Below are 21861 nucleotides of genomic sequence, written 5' to 3' on the forward strand. Positions count from 1 at the left end.
ATCCTGCTGGGCGCCCTGCTCGGAACCCTCTTCGGGACCATCATCGGCTATCTGCTCGTGCCCGCCATGCTGCCCTGACTCGCCCCCGGCGTGCTGCCGTCCCCGGCGAGCGGCAACAAAGCGTGATCGACTTGCGCTTGCTCAAGGCGCAGGGTTCGGCTTTCGTGTTTATTTACCAGCCCTAAGCGGGCAATCCTCATCGGCTCGATCAGGTCCGCGAACGCCTTCCCCATCCAATCCGAGGTGCGAGATGTTCATCACCACCACACGACTGGTCGCCGTGGGCCTGATGCTGGTCGCCTGCTCGTCGTCGGCATCGCCCCACACGACGCCGCAGGAGACGACAGCGCAGGACACGCCGAGTCAGCAACGCCCCCAACGCTCCGGTCCACTCACCGGCGGCACTGCCGATCATGCCAAGTTCGAGGTGCTGCAGCAGGCCTTTGAGTCCGGCCCCGAGGTCACCGAAGCGTGTCTGAGCTGTCACACCGAGACCGGTGAGCACTTCATGCGCAACGTCCACTGGACCTGGGACTATGTCGACCCGGATACCGGTCAGCAGCTCGGCAAGCGTCACCTGATCAACAACTTCTGTACCAACGCCCGTGGCAACGAGGGGATGTGCGCCCAGTGTCACGCCGGCTACGGCTGGAAGGACGAGGATTTCGACTTCACCGACGAGACCAGGATCGACTGTCTGGTCTGTCACGACGGCACCGGTACCTATTACAAGACCCCGAACAACGAGGGCCACTCGGCCTGTTCGGTGATGTTCGAGGACATGGCCCCGCTCGATCTCGGCGAGATCGCGCGCAACGTCGCGCTACCGAGTCGGGAAAACTGCGGGACCTGTCACTTCAACGGCGGTGGCGGCGACAACGTCAAGCACGGCGATCTCTCCACCGCACTGATCGATCCTCCCCACGATCTCGACGTGCATATGGACGCTGCGGGACTCAACTTCTCCTGCACCGCCTGTCACATCACCAAGCAGCACGTCTGGGCGGGCAGCCGCTACAAGGTCGTCTCGCGCGACACCGAGGGCACCGGCCAGCCCGGCGAGCGCCGCGACGTCGCCACCTGCGAGTCCTGCCACGGCCTCTCGCCCCACCCGATCGACTCGATCCGCGCCTTCAAGCTCAACGACCATGTCTCGAGCGTGGCCTGTCAGACCTGCCACATCCCCGAGTTCGCCCGCGGCGGCGTGGCCACCATCACCGATTGGGACTGGCGCACCGCCGGCAGGACGCGCGACGGCGAGGGCTATCACGAGCACGGCTATACCCAGGGCAACGGCGAGCATCGCTACACCTACAAGTCGATCAAGGGCGATTTCGTCTATGACGAGGACATCGTGCCCGAGTACGCCTGGTTCGATGGCCAGATGCACTACACCACCATCGATACCAAGTTCGACGACAGCCAGCAGCCGATCGAGATCAACGGCTTCGACGGCTCGCGCGAGGACGCCGATTCACGCATCTGGCCGTTCAAGCGGATGCGCACCTGGATGCCCTACGACGCCGGCAACGCCACCCTGGTCTACACCCATCTCTGGGGCGTCGATGACGCCGCCTACTGGGGCAATTACGACATGGGACGGGCCATCGCCCGCGGCATGGCCGATTTCGGGCTCGACTACTCGGGCGAGTTCGGCTTCGTCGAGACCCTCTCCTGGTGGCCGATCACCCACATGGTCGCCCCCAAGGAAGATGCTCTCGCCTGTCGCGACTGCCATGCCGCCGAGGGCCGGCTCGCCGGACTCGAAGGGGTCTATCTGCCCGGCCGCGACCACAGCCGCTGGCTCGACATCATCGGCATCATCGCCGTCGGCGCAACCCTGCTCGGCATCCTCATCCACGCCCTGATCCGGCTCTTCTCGAAGGGGGAACAACACTGATGGCCATGCGCAAGGTTCTGATCTTCGGACGCTTCGAGCGCTTCTGGCACTGGAGCCAGATGGCGCTGATCGTGATCCTGATGCTCACCGGCTTCGGTCTGCACGGTTTCCACGACCTGTTCGACTTCGAGGTCGCGGTGACCATCCACATGTATGCCGCGAGCGCCCTGCTGATCCTCTGGATGTTCAGCGTGTTCTGGCTCTTCACCACCGAGACCTGGCGCCACTTCCTGCCGACCGGACACGGGCTCTGGCAGGTGCTGCGCTTCTACAGCTTCGGCATCTTCAGGGGGGAGCGCCACCCCTACCGCAAGGCCTTCTGGCGCAAGCACAACCCCCTGCAGGCGCTGGCCTATCTGATGCTCAAGGTGGTGCTCTTCCCGCTGATCTGGGTCACCGGGCTGCTCTATATCTTCTACTTCCTGTGGCGCGACATCCCCCACGCCACCGGCTGGCTGGAGGCCGTGGCGATGATCCACACCGGCGCGGCCTTCGCGATCCTCGCCTTCGCCTTCATCCATGTCTACATGCTCACCACCGGACATTCCTTCCGCGAGCATGTCACCCCGATGATCACCGGCTTCGACCTGGTCGAACTCACCCCCGAGGAAGAGGCCTATCTGGAGAAGGATCAGCCGGCGATGATCCGCTGACCCGATGACGGCCAGGGATGGCCACCAATAACGCACTGATGAGGATCAGCACGACACCGCCCCACTGCGTCGGCGAGAACCGCTCGCCGAGACAGAGCACGGCACCGAGCACCGCCACCACCGGCTCGACGGTAGCCAACACCGCCGCGCGCGAGGCGTTGACCCGTCTCAGTCCACGGGTGAACAGGGCATAGGCGAGCAGGGTCCCGAGCAGGCCCATCGCCAGCAAGGCGCCCCAGATCGCCCACTCCCCCCGGTGAACAGCCACTCCTCCGAGCGCCTGCCAGGTCACGGGCAACAGGATCAGGATCAGGGCGCTGAGGATGAATCCACTGGCCATCACCGGATCCGGCCCGAGCCGTGCAATCAGGCCGCGTCCGAGCACCGGATAGAGCGCATAGCACAGGCCCGCGGCGAGCCCGAACAACACCCCGGAGAGCGCCCCCGTTCCGGTCGACAGGGTCTGGCCGAGCAACACCACCACCCCGCACAGGGCGCCGAGCGCGGCGGCGACCCCGCGTACCGTCACCGACTCGCCATCGAACAACACCGCAAAGACCAGCGCCCAGAGCGGTGCGGTATAGAGCAGCACCACCGCCACACCGACCCCGACCTTATCGATCGCCTGGAAGTAGCAGAGGTTGTAGCCGAGCACCCCGATCAGGCCATGGACCACCAACCGCGGGGACTGCGCCGCCAACACCCGCAGATCGACGCCACGCAGCAGCCAGCGCGCGCCGACGACGAGCAGCAGTGCGGCACAGAGGATCCTCAGGATGGCGACCTGCTGACCGTCGAACCCGGCGGCATTGAGGGTCACGGCGAACAGGCCGAGGAGGCCCCAGAGCGCCGCGGCGGCAAGGATCATCGACATCGCGAATCCTGGTCGTTGACGATAAAGCGCGACAGCCTAGTGCAGCAGCGCCCGCGGTGTCGTTCGGCAAACCGCGCAAAGGATTCGGAAATCGCTCACCCTGCTCCAGTTGCTGCGCGTCGGTAATCGCTCGGGGTCATCCCGAGATGCTCTTTGAACAGGCTGCAGAAGGAAGACGGATTGCGATAGCCGAGCAGGTGGGCGATGGTCGCGACCGAGTGATCGGTCTCGCGCAGCAGCCGAGTGGCGCGTGCGAGTCGCTCGGCGATCTGAGCCTGCTTGGGAGAGCGTCCATGACGGGCCCGATACAGCCGATTGAGCTGACTGACCGAGAGTCCGACGCTGGCTGCAATCTCGGCCACATTCGGCCCATCGGCACCCTCTCCGGCGAGCAGGCGTTCAGCGCGCAGCAAGCGCGAGGGCGGCCCGATCTCGCCGTCGATGGCCTCGGCAGCAGGCTCGGCAAGCAATTCGCACGCCGTAGTGATCGCCGCGCGCGAGCAGAGGCGCCGTCCGCCCTGTTCCAGCTCACCGGCGAGCAGGGCGAGATAACGCGAAGCCGTGGAGCCCAGGGTTCGCACCGGCGCCGCATCATCGTCCAGACAGCGTTCGATCAACAGCGGATCGGCGAGGTCGAACACCAGGAATCGATTGCGTGCGCTGCCGCTGAAATCATGCCGGGTGCCGGGCGCGAGCACCGCGACCATACCGACGGCGAGCCGGGTCTCACGGCTGGCGATGGCGAGATCCATGGTGCCCTGCAACGGGATCACCACCTGGGCATGGGGATGGTGGTGGCGTGTCTGGCGGGGGGCGTAGTGACGCAGCTCGATCAGATAGGGTTGATCATCGTGCATGGTGTCGGGACACACCGGAGGGTCGATGAGAAACGGGCACCGTGAGGATCACGATGCCCGTCGAGCGGTCTCAGCTGGAGACTGCGACCTGCAGGGAGGGCGCGCTGGCATCGTCGTCATCGACGACGTCGGCCTGCGCGGCCCGGTCCCGCTGGAATGCCTGGTTGACGCGATCCCGGAGTTCCTTGCCTGGCTTGAAGTGCGGGACGTGCTTGCCGGCCAGGGCCACCGATTCCCCGGTCTTCGGGTTGCGACCGATACGGGGTGGACGGTAATGGAGCGAAAAGCTTCCGAAGCCACGAATCTCGATTCGTTCACCGGAGGCGAGCGCGCTGCTCATGCGCTCGAGGATCTTTCGAACCGCCTCTTCGACATCTTTGTAGGGAAGATGATCCTGCTCGGCGGCCAGAACGTCGATCAGCTCGGATTTCGTCATGGTATCGACTCCTGGAAAAGCATGCGGGGCCCGCCAGACGACGGGCCCCGGAGGGTCATGGAAGCGTCAAGCCGGCATTAGTTGCCGCGCTGGGCCTCTTCCATCTGCTCCTTGAGGATGTCGCCGAGGGTGGCGGTGCCACTGGAGGACTCGCGGGCATAACCCTTGATTGCCGCCTGCTCTTCTTCGACGTCCTTCGCCTTCATCGACAGCGACAGGGTGCGGTTCTTGCGATCGACACCGAGGAACTTGGCCTCGATCTCCTCGCCGGCCTTGAGCACGGTGCGCGCATCCTCGACGCGGTCACGCGAGATCTCGGAGGCGCGGAGGTAGCCCTCGACACCATCGGCCAGCGCGATGGTCGCGCCCTTGGGGTCGACCTCGGTGATCACGCCGGTGACGATGCTGCCCTTGTCGTGCAGCGCCACGAAGCTGGAGAAGGGATCCTTGTCGAGCTGCTTGACGCCGAGCGAGATGCGCTCGCGCTCGGGGTCGACCGAGAGCACCACGGTCTCGAGCTCGTCGCCCTTCTTGTAGCGACGCAGGGCCTGCTCGCCGGACTCGTCCCAGGAGATGTCGGAGAGGTGCACCAGACCGTCGATGCCACCCTCGAGACCGATGAAGATACCGAAGTCGGTGATCGACTTGATCTTGCCGGTGACGTGGTCGCCCTTCTTGTGGGTCGCGGCGAACTCGTCCCAGGGGTTGAGTGCGCACTGCTTGATGCCGAGCGAGATGCGACGACGCTCCTCGTCGATGTCGAGCACCATGACCTCGACCTCGTCGCCGAGCGCGACGACCTTGCTCGGGTGGATGTTCTTGTTGGTCCAGTCCATCTCGGAGACGTGGACCAGACCCTCGACGCCCTCTTCGATCTCGACGAAGCAGCCGTAGTCGGCGATGTTGGTCACCTTACCGAAGACGCGGGTGCTCTCGGGGTAGCGACGCGAGATGTTGACCCACGGATCCTCGCCCATCTGCTTGAGGCCGAGGGAGACGCGCTGACGCTCACGATCGAACTTGAGCACCTTGACGCTGATCTCGTCACCGATCTCGACCACCTCGGAGGGGTGCTTGACGCGACGCCAGGCCATGTCGGTGATGTGCAGCAGGCCGTCGATACCGCCGAGATCCAGGAACGCACCGTAATCGGTGAGGTTCTTGACGATACCCTTGATCTCCATGCCCTCTTCGAGGTTCTTGAGCAGCGCCTCGCGCTCGGCGCTGTACTCTTCCTCGACCACCGCACGGCGCGACACCACGACGTTGTTGCGCTTGCGGTCGAGCTTGATGACCTTGAATTCCTGCTCCTTGCCTTCGAGGTAGGTGGTGTCACGCACCGGACGCACGTCGACCAGGGAGCCCGGCAGGAAGGCACGCACGGTACCGAGGTCGACGGTGAAGCCGCCCTTGACCTTGCCGTTGATCATGCCCTTGACGGTCTCGGCGGCCTCGAAGGCCTTCTCCAGGTGATCCCAGGCCGCGAAACGCTTGGCCTTCTCACGCGACAGACGAGTGACGCCGAAACCGTCCTCGACCGCGTCCAGGGCGACCTCGACCTCGTCGCCGACGGCGACCTCGAGCTCGCCTTCGGCGCTGATGAACTGGCTGCGCGGGATCACGCCCTCGGACTTCAGCCCGGCGTTCACCATCACGTTGTCGGACGTGATTTCGATCACGGTACCAATGACGATGGTGCCCGGCTGGAGCTGGGTGGTGTTCAGACTCTGTTCAAAAAGTTCGGCAAAGCTTTCGGTCATGAGATCCAATTATCCTGAAGAACGGCGCGCGTTCCACTCCGTCCGGAGCGGTGGGTGATGAATTAAACGACAAGGCCGATGCAGCGCGCACCGACCCGACCAAGTGTCGACCCGTCCCGAGAGACGGGATCGACGTCAAGAGACCAGCTCCGGGAAGACGCGCCTTACCTCTTCCAAGACCCGATCGAGCACTTCCTGAATGGACATCGCGGTCGAATCCAGCGTCACGGCGTCCGTTGCCGGACGCAGCGGCGCGACCGCGCGGTTGCGGTCGCGCTGATCGCGCTCGCGAATATCCTTTATGAGGTCCGGGAGACTAGCATCCAACCCCTTTTCTTTCAACTGTTTATAACGCCGTTCGGCGCGCACCTCGGGGCTGGCATCGAGAAAGACTTTCAATGGAGCCTGAGGGAAGACCACGGTGCCCATGTCGCGACCATCGGCGATCAGCCCGGGCTCGCGCGCCATGCGTCGCTGCCATTCGAGCAACGCCTCACGCACCGGGGCGTGCGCGGCGGCGCGTGAGGCGGCCATGCCGGCCTGCTCGGTGCGGATCAGGTCACTGACGTCCTCGTCGGCGAGCAGCACCCGGCGCTCGACGAAGCGTAGCTCGAGCCCGGCGGCGAGCGCCGCCAGTCCCTCGGCATCCTCGAGGTCCACCCCGGCGCGCCCGGCGGCGAGCCCCAGCACCCGGTAGAGCGCCCCGCTGTCGAGACAGTGCCAGCCGAGCCGTTCGCCGAGCAGCGCGGTCAGGGTCCCCTTGCCGGTCCCCGAGGGACCATCGACGGTAATTACCGGAATCATGCGCGTTGTTGCTCCTCGATCTGCAACCCGGCGCTCGCCGCCAGCCGTGGGAAGCCGGGGAAGGAGGTCTCGACGTTGGCGCAGTCGTGGATCTCCACCGGCCCGGCGGCGCGCAGTGCGGCGATGGCGAAGGACATGGCGATGCGGTGATCGCCGTGGGCCTGGATCGGTGCACGCCCGAGGTTCGAGCCGAGCGCGCCGCCACGGATGCGGATGCCGTCGGGCAGCGGCTCGGCCTCGATGCCGAGCGTGGCCAGACCATCGGCCATCACCTGGATGCGATCGCTCTCCTTGACCCGCAGCTCCTCGGCGCCGCCGAGCCGGGTCTCGCCCTCGGCACAGGCGGCGGCGATGAACAGCGCCGGGAACTCGTCGATGGCCAGGGGGACCTGGTCGCGCGGGATCTCGATCCCGTGGAGCGGCGCATGACGCACGCGGATATCGGCCACCGGCTCGCCGCCGGCCATGCGCTCGTCGCGCAGCTCGATGTCACCGCCCATGGCGCGCAGGATGTTGATCACGCCGATCCGGGTGGGGTTGATACCGACCCCCTCGAGCAGCAGATCCGAGCCCGGCGCGATGCTCGCGCCGACGAGGAAGAAGGCCGCCGAAGAGATATCGGCCGGCACCACCAGCTCACAGCCCCGCAGCCGTCCGCCACCGCTCAGACAGACCCGGGCGCCGTCGCGACGCAGCCGATAGCCGAAGGCGCTGAGCATGCGCTCGGTGTGATCGCGCGTCGGCGCAGGCTCGGTCACACAGGTCTCGCCCTCGGCAAAGAGCCCGGCGAGCAGCAGGCTCGATTTGATCTGGGCGCTGGCCACCGGCAGTGCGTAATCGATCCCGGCGAGTGTCTCGACCGGGGTGATGCGCAACGGCGCGGTGCCGGTCTCCGAGGTCTCGATCCGCGCGCCCATCCGCGCCAGCGGTTCGGTCACCCGACGCATCGGACGCCGCGTCAGCGAGGCGTCGCCGACCAGGGTGGTGGCGAAACGCTGACCGGCGAGCAAACCGGCGAGCAGCCGCATCGAGGTGCCGGAGTTGCCCATGTCGAGCACCGCGTCCGGGGCCTCGAGCCCATGCAGACCGACCCCGCGCACCCGGACCCTGCCCGCCTCCGGGCCTTCGATCTCGACGCCCATGCGGCGAAAGGCCGCGAGCGTGGCGAGGGCATCGGCGCCCTCGAGAAAACCGCTGATCCGGGTCTCGCCCTCGGCCAGCGCCGCGAGCATGATCGAGCGATGCGAGATCGACTTGTCGCCCGGTACGCGCAACCGCCCGGTGAGCGCCCCGCCGGGGCCGACCAGATAACGGATATCCTCAAGCTCTGCCAAGTGTCCCTCCGCGTCGTGTCGACCGGGTTTTTATGGATAAACGGTTAATTTTACGCGCCCGAGCACAACCGGGTAAACCGCCATGTCGGGTTGAACGCGTCCCGAATCACCACTCTCAGTCGAGCAGGCGGTCGATCTCCTCGACCAGACGACGCATCTCGGCATCGGTACCGATCGAGATGCGCAGGTGCTCATGCAGACGTGGCCGATCGAAATAACGCACCAGCACCCCGACCTCGCGCAGCTGCTCGAAGAGCGCGCGGGCCCGGCCGTTCGGCACCCGCGCCAGCACGAAGTTGGTCTGCGAGGGCAGCACCGCAAAGCCGCGCCGGGTGAGTTCGGCGACCGTCCACTCGCGCGTGGCCATCACTCGCGCGATGCAGTCGCGGAAGTAGTCCTCGTCCTCCAGCGCAGCGAGCGCGCCGGCCTGCGCCAGCCGATCGAGCGGATAGGAGTTGAAGGAGTCCTTGACCCGCTCCAGACCCGCGATCAGCTCGGCCGAGCCATAGGCGAAGCCGACCCGCAGCCCGGCCAGCGAGCGCGACTTGGAGAAGGTCTGCACCACCAAGAGCTGCGGGTGCTCGGCGAGCAGCGCCACCGCGCTCTCGGCGCCGAAGTCGACATAGGCCTCGTCGATCAGCACCACCCGCTCGCGGTTGGCCGCGAGCAGGCGCTCGAGCTGTTCGAGCGGCAGCGCCCGACCGGTCGGGGCATTGGGGTTGGGGAGCACGATCGGACCGCTCTCGGCGACATAGTCGGCCGGGTCGACCTCGAAGGCGGCATTGAGCGGGACGATCCGCGAGGCGATCCCAAAAAGCTTGCAATAGACCGGATAGAAACCGTAGGTCAGATCCGGGAAGCGTAGCGGCTCGGGCTGTTTGAAGAAGGCCATGAAGGCGAGCGCCAACACGTCATCCGAACCGTTGCCGATGAAGACGTTCTCCGGCGCCAGCCCCGCACGCGCGGCGAGGGCGGCCTTGAGCGCGCCGCTGTCGGGATCGGGATAGAGTCGGAGCGCGTCGACCGCCGCGTCATCGAGCACCGCACGCACCCGCGGCGAGGGCGGATAGGGGTTCTCGTTGGTGTTGAGCTTGGTCAGCTCGACATGCCTGGGCTGCTCACCGGGGACATAGGGCTGCAGGGTGTGGACCAGGTCGCTCCAGTATTGACTCATGTTCGGCGGATCGCGGGATTGGATGGACAATCGCTCAGTTTATCCGCTGGGCCGGCTCACTGTCAGGCTCACCCTGTCAATCACCGACCAACGCCCATAGCCTGGGGACCAGGGACGTCACGAGGAGAGGACCATGCCGAGATCGAACATCCGGCGCGCGACGCTCGCCGCCCTGGCGCTCGCGCTGATCCTGGGCAGCATCGGAGGAGTGCTGATGGCCACCGAACAACCCGCCTATACCCTGATCGAACAACACCGCGGCTTCGAGCTGCGCCGCTATCCGCCATTGCTGGTCGCCGAGGTCGAGGTCGAGGGCACCTTCGATGCCGTCGGCGGTCGCGCCTTTCGCGTGCTCGCCGACTACATCTTCGGTAACAACCAGGGGTCACGGAAGATCGCCATGACCGCACCGGTCAACCAGCAACCGCTGGGGCGCGGCGAGCGCATCGCCATGACCGCACCGGTGACCCAGCAGCCGAGCGGTGAAGCACGCTATCGCATCAGCTTCATCATGCCCGCACACTTCACCCGCGACACCCTGCCCCGCCCCAACGACGGGCGCGTCCACATCCGCGAGATCCCGGCACGACTGCTCGCCGCGCACCGTTACTCCGGCGGCTGGGGCGAGGGACGCTATCGCGAGCATGAGTCGCAGCTGCTCGCCGCCGTGGAGGGCGCCGGCCTGAGCCCGGTCGGCACGCCGATCTATGCCCGCTACAACTCGCCCTTCTCGCTGCCGTTCCTGCGTCGCAACGAGGTGCTGGTCGAGGTCGAGCGCGCACCGACAGCGCTCGGGGACTGAGCCGATCCGAGGCGGCAGAGCGCCGCCGGGACTGCTATCATCGCCCCCCATCGGGGCCGGTCCTGCACCGGCCCCGACCCGTTTCGCACAACACAGCCAAGGCCTTCATGAGCATCACCGAAAAACAGAAACGCTGGCTCAAGCAGCAAGCGCATCATCTCAAGCCCGTCGTCATCGTCGGTCAGCACGGCATCACCGATGGGGTGATCGCCGAGCTCGAGATCGCGCTCGATCATCACGAGCTGCTCAAGACCAAGATCAGCGCCGGCGATCGTGAGCTGCGCGACGCGGCCATCGCCGAGCTTATCGAGCGCACCGGGGCGATGCTGGTCAATCGCATCGGCAACATCGCCATCCTCTATCGCGCCAACCCGCGCAAGCGCGACCCGCTCACCCTGCCCCGGATCTGATCAGCCGCGCCGGCGCTCGAGCAGCGCCAGCGCCGCGCGGCCGATCGCGCGCTCGGCCGCGCGCAGGATCGCCACCCGATCCGGGGTGTGCCGATCCTCGCTCACGCTGACCCCGAGCGCGGCCAGCGCCTCGCTCTCCTCCCCGCTCAGCGCTCGCCGACCGAACACCGAGATCACCATGCCACCGGGGACCGGCGGTGGCGGCACGAAGGGCGCGCCGTCGACCAGCGCCACCCAGGCGGGGACGAACCCCGGGCCATAGAGATCGAAGAAGCCGTTGGAGCCGCGCAGATGGATCTCCACCGGCCGCCTCCCGATCAGCTCGATGTTGCACAGCCCGGTGTAGTCGGCGAGATGGCGATCGACCAGTTGCGCCAGCTCCGGCTCGATCTCCGGGATCGCGACCCCGACCTCCCAGACGCAGGGTCGTCCCTGGTCACGCCACTGGCCGGCACGGGTGTGCGCCTGCCAGCGGATGCGTCCGGACTCGAGCAGCAGATCGCTGCTGGTCTGCTCGCCCTCCAGCCGCTCGCACCAGAAGCTCCCGGGACGCACCGGCACGGCATCGGCGCGAGACACCCCGGCCTCGAGCGCCATCCCCGCAAGGTTGACGATCGGCTTGACGAACACCGGCGTCTCCGGCGCGAGCCCGAACGCCATCGGCGACACCCCGCAGGGCGCGGCCAGCAGGCCCTCGGTCAGCGCCAGGGCGAGCTTGTCGTAGACCCCGCGATGCACCGGGTTGAGTCGCCAGGCGGCGGCATCGCTCACCGCCACCACCCGGCGCGGCTGGGGCCGGAACAGTGATTCGCGCTCGGGGAGGACACCGATAAAGGGCACGGCCCGACCTCAATCGAGCGGTCGGATCTCGCACAGCCCCGACTTGAACGGCGGGAAGCCGCTGATCGGGTCGAGGTGCACATCATCGGTGAGCAGATTGACGTTGGCCTCGTTCCAGCCGTGCACACAGTGCACCACGCCCGGCTTGATGCGCTCGGTCACCTGGGCATAGAAGCGCACCTCGCCACGGGGCGAGCCGACCATCACCGCATCGCCATCGTCGATGCCGCGCACCATGGCATCCTCGGGGTGGATCTCGACCAGCGGACGGGGAATGGCCCGGCGCATCCGCGCGCTGTGCTGGTGTTGCGAGTGGGTGTCGAACTTGGTGCGCGCGCCGCTGGTCAGCACCAGCGGGAAACGGCAGGCCAGCGCCGGGGTGGAGACCGGCCCCTCGGCCGGTTCGCGATAGACCGGGAGACCGTCGTGACCGGCAGCGCGCAGCGCGTCCGAGTCGAACTCCACCTTGCCGCTGTCGGTGGGGAAGCCACGCAGCCGATAGAGCCGATCGGCGTCCATGAAACCATGATCGACCAGGTCGTCGATCGCATCGGCATAGACGGTCACCCCCTCGGGGCTGGCATAGATCGCCTCGCGTACCGCCTCGGGCAGCCCCTCGGCGGCCTCCGCCCAGGAGGCCTCGAGGTCCCCGTCCCAGAACAACGCCCCCATCCCCAGCCGCACCCCGAGCTGGAGGAAGATCTCGCCGTCTGCACGGGCCTCGCCCCGCGGGGCGAGCAACGCGCGCCGATAGCGCACCTCGCCCTGATAGGCGCAGCCGGGATAGGCGATCAGCGCCGGGCGTTCCAGGTTGGTCGCCGCCGGCAACACGATATCGGCCTGACGGGTCGCAGGGTTGTGGAAGAAGTCGCTGGCGGCGAAGAAATCGAGCGCGCCGAGCGCCCGCTCCATCCGCGCCGAGTTCGGCCACATCGCGGTATTGATCCCCATCGCCAGCAGCGCGCGGATCGGCTGCGGATCGCCCTCGAGGATGCAATCGGGCAGCAGCATGCTCTGCGCCGCCGGCCAGTAGCGGGTCCAGATCGGGAAGCGCTCGCTGCCGACACGCGGCGGCAAGGCCGCCAGACAGTGATCGAAGCGCTCGATCGGCCGGGGCAGCGCCTTGTCGTTGAAGAAGCGGTTGCCGCCCTCGCGATCGAGGTTGCCGGTCACCGCGCTGAGCAGGATCAGCGCGCGATGGTTCTGGAAGCCGTTGCTGTGCTGCACGGTGGCGGTCGGCGACAGGGTGATCTGCGCCGGGGCGGTGGTGGCGTAGCACTCGGCGGCGCGCTCGATATCGGCGGCCGCCACCCCGCAGATCGCCGCCACCCGACGCGGGTCGAAGTCGCGGACATAGTCGCGGAAGGCATCCACGCCCTGCCCCCACTGATCGAGAAAGACCTGATCCTGCCAGCCGTTGGCGAAGATCAGATGATGGAAGCCGAGGGCGAGCGCCCCATCGGTGCCCGGGCGGATCTGCAGATGGACATTGGCGCGCTCGGCCAGCGGCGTGCGCCTGGGGTCGACCACGATCAGCGCCCGCTCGGGGCGTGGACTGGCCAGCGGGTGCTGGTCGAAGGGCGGGATCGAGCCGCGCGGATTGGTCGACCAGATGAGATGACAGCGCGTCTTCGGCGAGACCACGGTCGAGGTGGTCTTGATCTTGTAGCCGAGGGTGAGCTTCTCGGCGACCATGGTGGCCGAGAAACAGCAGCCGCTCTCGGTCATGTAATTGGGTGAGCCGAAGCTGTGGGCGAGTCGCTGCAGCTGCGGTCGCGCCTCCTTGGTATAGCCGGCGAAGAAGCCCACCGCCGGCGCACCGTGACGTTCACGGGCACGCGTCAGCTCGGCGGCGATGGTGTCGAGCGCCTCGTCCCAGCCGATCCGCTCGAAGCGTCCACTGCCTCGTGGACCGACCCGGCGCAGCGGATGGAGCAGTCGTTCGGGGTGATCGCGCCGTTCGAGCTGGACATAACAGCGCGGGCAGTCGGGCCCGCGGACCTTTACCGGCTCGCCGGCGGTATCGAGCTCGACCTCGATCGGGCAGTTGGCGTCACACTCGTAACAGGTCGTCTGCGCGCTCGGCATCTCCTTCGTCCCCGCTCGGGCTGGCATGATCCGGGGATGTGCGCCGGGCGCGGCGAATTCAACCCGAGGCCTCCTCCGGCGCGGCCAGCGCGCGCTCGATACGCCCGCCCAGCCGGGGCGCGGCGCGCTCGATATAGCGCAGCGCCGAGCGCGCGTCACGCCAGCCGACATAGTCCATCAGCTCGCGCAGCTGCCACTGACTGGCGCTCGCCCAAGAGGCGAAGCCCCGTCTGAGCGAGTGGGCGCTGTAGCTCGCCGCATCCGCCACCCCGGCCTCCTCGAGCAATCGGCGCAGCAGCGGGATCAGGCTGTTGGGGTGCAGCCCCTGCTCGCGCACCCGCCCCCAGCGATCGATGCCACGAAACACTGCGCCGCGCTCGATCCCGGCGCAGCCGACCCAATCGGCATAGGCCGCGACCGGACACAGCCTGGAGAGCCGGGGCAGCGGATAGTCGCGGGTCTCGCCGCGCGAGGTCTTGGTGCGCGCGAGCCGGATCAACAACCCGCCGTCGTGTTCCCGGCGAACGTCCTCGACCGCAAGCCTCAGCAGCTCATCGCCACGGAAGGCCCGCCAGAAGCCGACCAGCAGCAGCGCCCGATCGCGCCGCGCGCGCAATGCCTCACTGATCCCAGCCTCGCGGATCCGCGCCTCCAGCATGGTATCGACCCGCACCAGGTCCTCCAGCCGCAATGCCCGCGCCTGGTGCTCGCGTGCCGGGTGCAGCTCACTGATACCGCGCATCACCTGACGCACCACCGGCGCCTTGGTCGGGTCGGGGAAGCCCTGGTCACGATGCCAGCGCGCCAGTGCCGCCAGGTGCAGACGCAGGGTATTGAGCGCGAGCTGCTCGGCGTGATCGGCCAGATAGCGGGCGACGGACTCGGCAGTCGCTGGCAACAACCCGCCCCAGGTCTCCTCGTAATGACGGATCGCCGCGCGATACCCGCGTCTGGTGTTGTCGCGGGTGGCCGCCTCGATATAGCGCTCGATCCGCTGCATGCCCGGTGTGCTCCTTTTCTCTCCATCGTCTCTGACGGCCCGTCTTCGATACCGGGTCCGTACCGCTTGTACCCAGCCTGTTCAGACCGGGCCTGATTGCGGCCCTCATCCCGGTCTGACATGGGATAAGTTATATTATCCCGCCTTTTATTTTTCCTGAACACAAAAATTGACGCTCAAAAATAATACGTATATACATACTACGTAATACAGTACAAATAAACCGGAGAACCACCCCATGGCACGCGGCGGCATCACCAAGGCGCTGGTCAAACAGGCGCGCGACACCCTGCTCGCACAGGACCGACACCCCTCGATCGACGCCGTCCGCGTCGCCCTCGGCAACACCGGCTCGAAGAGCACGATTCATCGTTATCTCAAGGAGTTGGAAGAAGAAGAGGCACGCCGGATCGGCGACACCAAGGGCCTGAGCGAGCCGATCCAGCAGCTCGTCGCCGAACTCGCCCGCACCCTCGAGGCCGAGGCCGAAGAGATCGTCGCCACCGCCGAGCGCCGTCATCAGGCGCAGCTACAGACTCAGCGTCAGCAGCTCGAAGAGATCGAGACAGTCCGCGATGGACTCGCGACAGAGGTCGAGGGATTGCGCCAGGGAATCGCCGCGCGCGAGACGACCCTCGCCGAGCAGGCCGCGCGCATCATTGAACTGGAGCAACGGAGTCAGGGACAGGCGATCGCCTTGGCGACCCTAGAGCAGGAAAAACTGGGACTACAGGAGCGGCTCGAGGTCCAGGCGCAGCATCTCGCCTCGATCGAGGAGAAGCACCGTCATGCCCGCGAGGCGCTCGAACACTATCGCGAGGCCAGTCGCCTCCAGCGCGAACAGGATCAACGCCGCCACGACCAACAGGTTCAGCAATTACAGGCGGAACTACGCCAGCAGGCGCAGACCCTGATCGTCAAGCAGGACGAGATCACCCGGCTCAACCGTGACAACGCCGCCCTCGCCGGCGAGCTGCGCGAGCGCGAACGGGACAATCAACAACAAGCGCAGGCGTTGGCGAAGCTGCGCGAGGCGCAGCAGAGGGGCGAACGGATACGTAATCAGCTGGAGACACAACTCGCGCACAGCGAGGAGACGCGCGCAGCGCTCGACGCGCAGCACCGCCAGCTCACCGACGCGCACGCCCAGCTCGAGGCACGACTAGGGCGCAGCGAACGGGGACGCGAACGACTCCAGACCCGACTGCTCGCCGAGCACGCGCGACGTCGCACCCTCGAACAGCAGCTCGAGCGCTTGGTTGCGCGCACGACGACCTCGGGCCAGGACGCTGAGACATCCGATCAACCCGTGTCGGACGCCGATTCACCGAGCAGGCAAAAAACGGATGAATGATGAAGGATGCGCCTGAATCAGCAGGCAGCGGGAGGAGTCGTCAGGGAGAGGAGTCTTGCTGGACGAGACGACACCTGCGATCGGGGCCGGGGCCGAACGGCCCCGGCGCCCCCATGCTCAGCCCGAGAGCATCTCGACACGAATGCGGATGATCTCGCCCTGCACCGAGTCGAGCGCCTCGATCTGGGCGAGCGCGGCGTTCATCTGGCGTTCGAGCACCCGGTGGGTGAGCATCACCAGCGGCACATGGGTCTCGCCCTCGCCCGGCTCCTGCTGCTTGATCGCCTCGATGCTGATGCCGTGCTCGCCGAGGATGCTGGCGATGCGCGCCATCACCCCGGGCTGGTCGAGCGCCGAGAGACGCAGGTAGTAGGCGGTCTCGACCGCCTCCATCTCGAGCACCGGCGTATCGGCCAGCTCGTCGGGTTGGAAGGCGAGATGCGGCACCCGGTTGCTCGGGTCGGTGGTCAGCGTGCGCACCACGTCGACCAGATCGGCGACCACCGCCGAGGCCGTCGGCAGGGCGCCGGCGCCAGCACCGTAATAGAGCGTCGGGCCGACCGCATCGCCCTTGACCAGCACTGCGTTCATCACCCCGTCGACATTGGCCAGCAGGCGACGCTCGGGGATCAGCGTCGGGTGGACGCGCAGCTCGATGCCCTGCTCGCCGCGACGCGCGATCCCCAGGTGCTTGATGCGATAGCCGAGCTCGGCGGCATAGGCGACGTCGAGCGCGCCGATCTTCGAGATCCCCTCGGTGAAGCAGCGATCGAACTGCAGCGGGATGCCGAAGGCGAGCGAGCCGAGGATGGTGAGCTTGTGCGCCGCGTCGATCCCCTCGACATCGAAGGTCGGATCGGCCTCGGCATAGCCGAGCGCCTGCGCCTCGGCGAGCACGTCGGCGAAGTCGCGACCCTTGTCGCGCATCTCGGTGAGGATGAAGTTTCCGGTGCCGTTGATGATGCCGGCCACCCACTCGATGTGGTTCGCGGCCAGTCCCTCGCGCACCGCCTTGATGATCGGGATGCCGCCGGCCACCGCCGCCTCGAAACCGACCGTCACCCCGTGTTCGCGGGCGGCGGCGAAGATCTCGTTGCCGTGCAGTGCGATCAGCGCCTTGTTGGCGGTGACCACGTGCTTGCCGTTCTCGATCGCGCGCAGTACCAGCTCGCGGGCCGGCGAATAGCCGCCGATCAGCTCGATGACCACCTCGACCTCGGGGTCCTCGACCACCGCGAAGGCATCGTCGCCGATGCGTCCGACCCGCTCCAGCCCATCGATGGCATCGGCGTCATAGGCACGCGCTGCGGCATGCGCGATCTGGATCTCGCGACCGGCGCGGCGCGCAATCTCCGCGGCATTGTTGGCCAGCACGCTGACCGTGCCGCCACCGACGGTTCCCAAGCCCAAGAGTCCGATTTTCACCGGTTTCATCATAGTACCTCTTCGTCGCCCGCCCGCCGGACGGGGCGCTGTGTCCTGGTTGGAATCGGTCCGGACGCGCCCATCCATGATGGGCGCGTCACCGTGAACGGCTCAGGCGCCGGCCTGGGCGTCGTGGCGGAACATCTCCTTGATGCCACGGATCGCCTGACGAGTGCGATGCTCGTTCTCGATCAGGCCGAAGCGGACATGGGTGTCGCCGTACTCGCCGAAGCCGATACCGGGGGCCACGGCCACCTTGGCCTCGCGCAGGAGCTTTTTCGAGAACTCCAGCGACCCCATCTCGCGATAAGGCTCGGGGATCGGCGCCCACACGAACATCGTCGCCTTGGGCGGCTCGACCGCCCAGCCGGCGGCGTTGAGACCGCTGCAGAGCACGTCGCGCCGACTCTGATACATGTCGCTGATCTCGCGCACGCACTCCTGCGGCCCCTCCAGCGCGGCGATCGCCGCGACCTGGATCGGGGTGAAGGTGCCATAGTCGAGATAGGACTTGATCCGCGCCAGCGCGGAGACCAGAGTCGGGTTGCCGCACATGAAGCCGACGCGCCAGCCGGGCATGTTGTAGCTCTTGGACATCGAGAAGAACTCGACGGCGATGTCCTTGGCACCGGGTACCTGGAGGATCGAGGGGGCCTTGTAGCCGTCGAAGACGATGTCGGCATAGGCGATGTCGTGCACCACCCAGATGCCGTGCTCGCGGGCGATCTCGATGACCTTTTCGAAGAACTCGAGATCGACACACTGCCCGGTGGGGTTGCCGGGGAAGTTGAGCACCAGCATCTTGGGCTTGGGCCAGGACTCCTGGATACCGCGCCGCAGCTCCTCGAAGAAGTCCACGTCCGGGGTCAGGCGCACATGGCGCACGTCGGCACCGGCGATGATGAAGCCATAGGGATGGATCGGATAGGCCGGGTTGGGCACCAGCACCGTATCACCGGCATCCATAGTCGCCAGCGCGAGGTGGGCGAGCCCCTCCTTGGAACCGATGGTGACGATGGCCTCGGTCTCGGGATCGAGATGGACGTCGAAGCGATCGCGATACCAGTGACAGATGGCGCGACGCAGCCGCGGGATGCCGCGCGAGACCGAATAACGGTGGGTGTTGCCGCGCTCCGAGACCTCGATCAGCTTGTCGACGATGTGCTGCGGCGTCGGCTGATCGGGGTTGCCCATGCCGAAATCGATGATGTCCTCGCCCCGCGCTCGCGCCGCGGCCTTCAACTCGTTGACGATGTTGAAGACATAGGGCGGCAAGCGCTTGATGCGATGGAAATCTGACTCGGGGGCGACCACGGGGGGACCTCGTTGAAGATGAAGTTGGAAAAAGGTTCAGAGTGTACAGCCAGCGGGGAAAGAAGCAAGCCAAACGGCGCAGCCCCCCTCTGGACACCCGGCACATCGACACCGCCCTCCCCCTCGACCGACGGGCAGGATGCGGCGCTCGACAGTGCCAGCGCGATCTTCAAGGCCGTGGGTCTCGCCGCCGAGTACTTCGGTTGCGCGAACTGGGGGGAATACGTACCACGGATGCTCGAACACCTGGCGCGAGCGGCCCATGCCAGCCGCGCCTATGTCTTCGAGAACCATCTCGGTATCGACGGGATACTCTACACCAGTCAGCGTCACGAGTTCTCGGCACCCGGCGTCGCGAGCCAGATCAGCAACAGCCAACTGCAGAGCTTCCCCATCGAGACCGGCTTCGGCCGCTGGTGCCAGACCCTGCGTGGCGGCGGCGTGGTGCAGGGCTGTGTCGAGAGCCTCCCCGAGGGTGAGCGCGAGATCCTCCAGGCCCAGGGGATCAGCTCATTGGTCGTGGTGCCGGTCTTCGTCGCCAAGCACTGGTGGGGGTTCATCGGTTTCGACGACTGCACTCGCAGGCGCCACTGGAGCGAGGTCGAGATCCAGGCGCTGCGCGCGGCGGCCAACGTCCTCGGCGCCTCGGTCCAGAGCGAGCGGCTGAGTCGGCTCGAACAGCGCATGTTCCAGATGGCCACCCATGACGAACTCACCGGCCTGCCCAACCGACGCGCGCTCAACGGCTATCTGCGACTCGAGCAGGCGCGCAGCGAACGCTCGGGCAGCCCCTACTGTCTCGCGCTGTTCGACATCGACCGCTTCAAGCTGATCAACGACATCCACGGTCACAGCGCCGGCGACCACATCCTCAAGCAGGTCGCCATCGCGCTCAGACGCAGCATCCGTCAGGGCGACTGGGTGGGCCGCTGGGGCGGCGAGGAGTTCCTGGTGGTGCTGCCTGCCACCCGCATCGAGCAGGCCTACCAGGGTATCGAACGGATGCGCCAGGCCGTCGAGCGCGCGCCCCCCGAGTTCGCCGAGCGCCGCTTCGAGGTGACGGTGAGCGCCGGGGTGGCCGAGTGCGCCGCCGGCCACGACAGCCTCGACGACGTCCTCGCCCGCGCCGACGCGGGTCTCTACGAAGCCAAGCTGCGCGGACGCAACCGCACCTGTGTCACCAACGCCGAGCAGGCCCACAACCTCTCCACCGCGGCCCTGGTGCAACGGGCCATCCGCGATGGCCAGCTCCACCCGGCCTATCAGAGCATCGTCGATCTCGCCAGTCGCACCCAGGTCGCCGAAGAAGCGCTCGCCCGCATCGTTGCCGGCACCGAGCAGGTACTCTGCGCCCAGGAGTTCGTCGAGATCGCCGATCGACTCAACCTGCTCCACCGTATCGACGACATCCTCGGACGCCGCGCCATCGCCCGCTGCGCCGTCGAGGGCGGTCAGCGCCCCGCCATCAAGCGCTTCATCAACCTCTCCGGTGACCTGTTGCGCCGCCCCGAGCGGGTCGCCGCACTCGCCCAGCACGCCGCGGCACTGTGCCCCCGGCTCGGCCCCGGGCGACGCACCCGCGCGCTGGTCCTGCAGATCACCGAGCGCGAACCGCTCGGCCAAGCCCATCAGCTCCGCTCCACCCTCGCGCCCTTTCTCGACCAGGGCTTCCGGCTCGCCATCGACGACTTCGGCGGCGGCTATTCCTCGCTCGGCTATCTCGCCGAGCTGCCGATCTCCTTCATCAAGATCGATCGTGAACTGATCGCCCAGGTCCGCACCAGACCCAAGTCGCGCGCCCTGGTGGCCAGCATCCAGTACACCGCCGACTCGCTCGGCATCACCACCATCGCCGAATGCGTCGAGGACGAACCCACCGCCCAGGTCCTCGGCGAGCTCGGCGTGCACTGGGCGCAGGGGTATCTGTTCGCCGCACCGACGCTCGAACTGGAGCAGGCCGGATGAGTCGTCACCTCGGGATCATGGTGCTGGTCGCACTCGGTCTGCTCGGCGGCGGCTGCAGCCGGGTCTCGCTGGTCTACGACAATGCCCCCTTCCTCACCGGGGTCTATGTCGATCACCGCATCGACCTCGCGCCGCAACAGCTGCGCGGTTGGACGCGCGCACTGCAGGAGGTCCAGACACGCCATCGGCGCGAGGCGCTACCCCGGCTCATCGCCCTGCTCGACGGATTGATCCTGACGAGCGAGCGCGGCTTCGTCCGTGACGATCTCGCCTGTCTGATGCGCGCCGCCGAGCCAGTCTATCGCCAGCATGCCGAACTCTTCGTCGACGCGACAGCGCCGCTGCTCGTCACCCTCACCCCGACACAACGCCAGCGGCTCGAACGACTGTGGCGCGAGCGCGACGCCGAGCGCGCCGCACCCGCCGACCCCGAACGCGAGCGGCGCAAGCGCGCCCGGCGCTATATCCGCAACCTCGGCGACTGGACCGGACCGCTCAACGCGAGCCAGCAGCAGCTGGTGCGCGAGCTGACCGCGGCGATGCCGCGCAGCCAGCCCGCACTCGACGCCTATCGCGCCAGCCAGCGCACCCGGCTGATGACACTGCTCGACGAGGGCGCCGGAGAGGCACGGATCGCCGCCTTCCTCCATGGCTGGCTGGTCGAGTTCGACGCCATGCCGGCGGCGCTGCGCCGCGACGGCGAGCGCCTGACCGAGCAGCTCGTCACCCTCGCCGCCCGGTTCGGCGCCAGCCTCGATGCGACCCAGCGCACGCGGCTGCTTGAGCGTCTCGGCGAGCTGCGCGAGACCCTGCAGCGACTGCAACGCGAACAGCGCGCGATCGTCCCCTTGCCCTGCGCCGGCTGAGCCGA

The 21861-nt window shown here is 67.0% G+C and carries 19 protein-coding genes; 7 read left to right on the forward strand and 12 right to left on the reverse strand.

What is annotated here, in order from left to right; all coding sequences use genetic code 11:
- Positions 1 to 250 precede the first annotated feature (250 nt).
- Both EBL84_RS07670 and EBL84_RS07675 read left to right on the forward strand, forming a co-directional pair.
- Positions 251 to 1900, forward strand: coding sequence for a tetrathionate reductase family octaheme c-type cytochrome (locus EBL84_RS07670; RefSeq protein WP_123140276.1), 1650 nt, complete (start codon positions 251 to 253; stop codon positions 1898 to 1900).
- A complete protein-coding gene (locus EBL84_RS07675) occupies positions 1900 to 2553 on the forward strand; it encodes a cytochrome b/b6 domain-containing protein (protein WP_062276155.1) in 654 nt (217 codons plus the stop codon). Before EBL84_RS07670 ends, EBL84_RS07675 begins: the two co-directional genes overlap by 1 nt.
- Here the strand turns inward: EBL84_RS07675 and EBL84_RS07680 are convergent.
- The 7 genes from EBL84_RS07680 to hisC all read right to left on the reverse strand — a co-directional run bounded on the left by EBL84_RS07680 (position 2498) and on the right by hisC (position 9792).
- A complete protein-coding gene (locus EBL84_RS07680) occupies positions 2498 to 3427 on the reverse strand; it encodes a DMT family transporter (RefSeq protein WP_123140277.1) in 930 nt (309 codons plus the stop codon). The genes EBL84_RS07675 and EBL84_RS07680 overlap by 56 nt on opposite strands.
- 95 nt (positions 3428 to 3522) lie before the next feature.
- Positions 3523 to 4284, reverse strand: a complete 762-nt coding sequence (locus EBL84_RS07685) for an AraC family transcriptional regulator (protein ID WP_123140278.1) — start codon at positions 4282 to 4284, stop codon at positions 3523 to 3525.
- Positions 4285 to 4354: 70 nt separating this feature from the next.
- Positions 4355 to 4720, reverse strand: coding sequence for an integration host factor subunit beta (ihfB, locus tag EBL84_RS07690; RefSeq protein WP_005223924.1), 366 nt, complete (start codon positions 4718 to 4720; stop codon positions 4355 to 4357).
- A gap of 77 nt (positions 4721 to 4797) precedes the next feature.
- Positions 4798 to 6480 (reverse strand): 30S ribosomal protein S1, encoded by a 1683-nt coding sequence (gene rpsA, locus EBL84_RS07695; protein WP_062276163.1) that lies wholly within the window; start codon positions 6478 to 6480, stop codon positions 4798 to 4800.
- A gap of 135 nt (positions 6481 to 6615) precedes the next feature.
- Complete coding sequence (gene cmk / locus EBL84_RS07700; RefSeq protein WP_123140279.1) at positions 6616 to 7284, reverse strand: (d)CMP kinase; 669 nt, start codon at positions 7282 to 7284, stop codon at positions 6616 to 6618.
- Entirely contained in the window at positions 7281 to 8618 is a 1338-nt protein-coding gene (aroA, locus tag EBL84_RS07705; RefSeq protein ID WP_123140280.1) for a 3-phosphoshikimate 1-carboxyvinyltransferase, read from the reverse strand. The genes cmk and aroA overlap by 4 nt, the downstream gene beginning before the upstream one ends.
- 115 nt (positions 8619 to 8733) lie before the next feature.
- Entirely contained in the window at positions 8734 to 9792 is a 1059-nt protein-coding gene (gene hisC, locus EBL84_RS07710; protein WP_123140281.1) for a histidinol-phosphate transaminase, read from the reverse strand.
- A 133-nt stretch (positions 9793 to 9925) separates the two neighbouring features.
- Here hisC and EBL84_RS07715 point away from each other — a divergent pair, with 133 nt between their 5' ends.
- Positions 9926 to 10594, forward strand: coding sequence for a heme-binding protein (locus EBL84_RS07715; protein ID WP_123140282.1), 669 nt, complete (start codon positions 9926 to 9928; stop codon positions 10592 to 10594).
- 107 nt (positions 10595 to 10701) lie between these two features.
- Positions 10702 to 11004, forward strand: coding sequence for a ribosome assembly RNA-binding protein YhbY (yhbY, locus tag EBL84_RS07720; RefSeq protein WP_123140283.1), 303 nt, complete (start codon positions 10702 to 10704; stop codon positions 11002 to 11004).
- Here the strand turns inward: yhbY and EBL84_RS07725 are convergent, their stop codons facing one another.
- Genes EBL84_RS07725 through EBL84_RS07735 form a run of 3 tightly spaced genes read right to left on the reverse strand, consistent with a single transcriptional unit; the run spans position 11005 to position 14932 of the window.
- Positions 11005 to 11844: a hypothetical protein gene (locus tag EBL84_RS07725; RefSeq protein ID WP_123140284.1), complete on the reverse strand. Its 840-nt coding sequence runs from the start codon at positions 11842 to 11844 to the stop codon at positions 11005 to 11007.
- A 9-nt stretch (positions 11845 to 11853) separates the two neighbouring features.
- Complete coding sequence (locus tag EBL84_RS07730; protein ID WP_123140285.1) at positions 11854 to 13932, reverse strand: molybdopterin-dependent oxidoreductase; 2079 nt, start codon at positions 13930 to 13932, stop codon at positions 11854 to 11856.
- A 58-nt stretch (positions 13933 to 13990) separates the two neighbouring features.
- Positions 13991 to 14932, reverse strand: coding sequence for a site-specific integrase (locus tag EBL84_RS07735; protein WP_123140286.1), 942 nt, complete (start codon positions 14930 to 14932; stop codon positions 13991 to 13993).
- Positions 14933 to 15170: 238 nt separating this feature from the next.
- Here EBL84_RS07735 and EBL84_RS07740 point away from each other — a divergent pair, with 238 nt between their 5' ends.
- Positions 15171 to 16286 carry a DNA-binding protein gene (locus EBL84_RS07740; RefSeq protein WP_123140287.1) on the forward strand — a complete coding sequence of 372 codons (1116 nt, stop codon included), beginning with the start codon at positions 15171 to 15173 and terminating at the stop codon, positions 16284 to 16286.
- Between the two features lie 117 nt (positions 16287 to 16403).
- Here the strand turns inward: EBL84_RS07740 and EBL84_RS07745 are convergent, their stop codons facing one another.
- Positions 16404 to 17720 carry a homoserine dehydrogenase gene (locus EBL84_RS07745; RefSeq protein WP_123140303.1) on the reverse strand — a complete coding sequence of 439 codons (1317 nt, stop codon included), beginning with the start codon at positions 17718 to 17720 and terminating at the stop codon, positions 16404 to 16406.
- Between the two features lie 102 nt (positions 17721 to 17822).
- Entirely contained in the window at positions 17823 to 19025 is a 1203-nt protein-coding gene (alaC, locus tag EBL84_RS07750) for an alanine transaminase (RefSeq protein ID WP_123140288.1), read from the reverse strand.
- 177 nt (positions 19026 to 19202) lie between these two features.
- On the opposite strand from alaC, the gene EBL84_RS07755 reads away from it, so the two are divergent.
- Together EBL84_RS07755 and EBL84_RS07760 are read left to right on the forward strand one after the other, a co-directional pair.
- Positions 19203 to 20990 carry a bifunctional diguanylate cyclase/phosphodiesterase gene (locus EBL84_RS07755; protein WP_190287909.1) on the forward strand — a complete coding sequence of 596 codons (1788 nt, stop codon included), beginning with the start codon at positions 19203 to 19205 and terminating at the stop codon, positions 20988 to 20990.
- Complete coding sequence (locus EBL84_RS07760; RefSeq protein ID WP_123140290.1) at positions 20987 to 21856, forward strand: DUF6279 family lipoprotein; 870 nt, start codon at positions 20987 to 20989, stop codon at positions 21854 to 21856. Before EBL84_RS07755 ends, EBL84_RS07760 begins: the two co-directional genes overlap by 4 nt.
- The last annotated feature ends 5 nt before the right edge of the window (positions 21857 to 21861 follow it).

The sequence above is a fragment of the Marichromatium sp. AB31 genome, assembly GCF_003718685.1.
Taxonomy (GTDB): domain Bacteria; phylum Pseudomonadota; class Gammaproteobacteria; order Chromatiales; family Chromatiaceae; genus Marichromatium; species Marichromatium gracile.

Excerpts from the sequence above, each read along its gene's own strand:
- rpsA (WP_062276163.1), bottom strand. The coding sequence starts at position 6,480 with ATGACCGAAAGCTTTGCCGAACTTTTTGAACAGAGTCTGAACACCACC.
- ihfB (WP_005223924.1), bottom strand. The coding sequence starts at position 4,720 with ATGACGAAATCCGAGCTGATCGACGTTCTGGCCGCCGAGCAGGATCAT.
- EBL84_RS07730 (WP_123140285.1), bottom strand. The coding sequence starts at position 13,932 with ATGCCGAGCGCGCAGACGACCTGTTACGAGTGTGACGCCAACTGCCCG.
- EBL84_RS07675 (WP_062276155.1), top strand. The coding sequence starts at position 1,900 with ATGGCCATGCGCAAGGTTCTGATCTTCGGACGCTTCGAGCGCTTCTGG.
- cmk (WP_123140279.1), bottom strand. The coding sequence starts at position 7,284 with ATGATTCCGGTAATTACCGTCGATGGTCCCTCGGGGACCGGCAAGGGG.
- EBL84_RS07715 (WP_123140282.1), top strand. The coding sequence starts at position 9,926 with ATGCCGAGATCGAACATCCGGCGCGCGACGCTCGCCGCCCTGGCGCTC.
- EBL84_RS07740 (WP_123140287.1), top strand. The coding sequence starts at position 15,171 with ATGGCACGCGGCGGCATCACCAAGGCGCTGGTCAAACAGGCGCGCGAC.
- EBL84_RS07760 (WP_123140290.1), top strand. The coding sequence starts at position 20,987 with ATGAGTCGTCACCTCGGGATCATGGTGCTGGTCGCACTCGGTCTGCTC.
- EBL84_RS07735 (WP_123140286.1), bottom strand. The coding sequence starts at position 14,932 with ATGCAGCGGATCGAGCGCTATATCGAGGCGGCCACCCGCGACAACACC.
- hisC (WP_123140281.1), bottom strand. The coding sequence starts at position 9,792 with ATGAGTCAATACTGGAGCGACCTGGTCCACACCCTGCAGCCCTATGTC.
- EBL84_RS07670 (WP_123140276.1), top strand. The coding sequence starts at position 251 with ATGTTCATCACCACCACACGACTGGTCGCCGTGGGCCTGATGCTGGTC.
- EBL84_RS07685 (WP_123140278.1), bottom strand. The coding sequence starts at position 4,284 with ATGCACGATGATCAACCCTATCTGATCGAGCTGCGTCACTACGCCCCC.
- EBL84_RS07745 (WP_123140303.1), bottom strand. The coding sequence starts at position 17,720 with ATGAAACCGGTGAAAATCGGACTCTTGGGCTTGGGAACCGTCGGTGGC.
- EBL84_RS07680 (WP_123140277.1), bottom strand. The coding sequence starts at position 3,427 with ATGTCGATGATCCTTGCCGCCGCGGCGCTCTGGGGCCTCCTCGGCCTG.
- yhbY (WP_123140283.1), top strand. The coding sequence starts at position 10,702 with ATGAGCATCACCGAAAAACAGAAACGCTGGCTCAAGCAGCAAGCGCAT.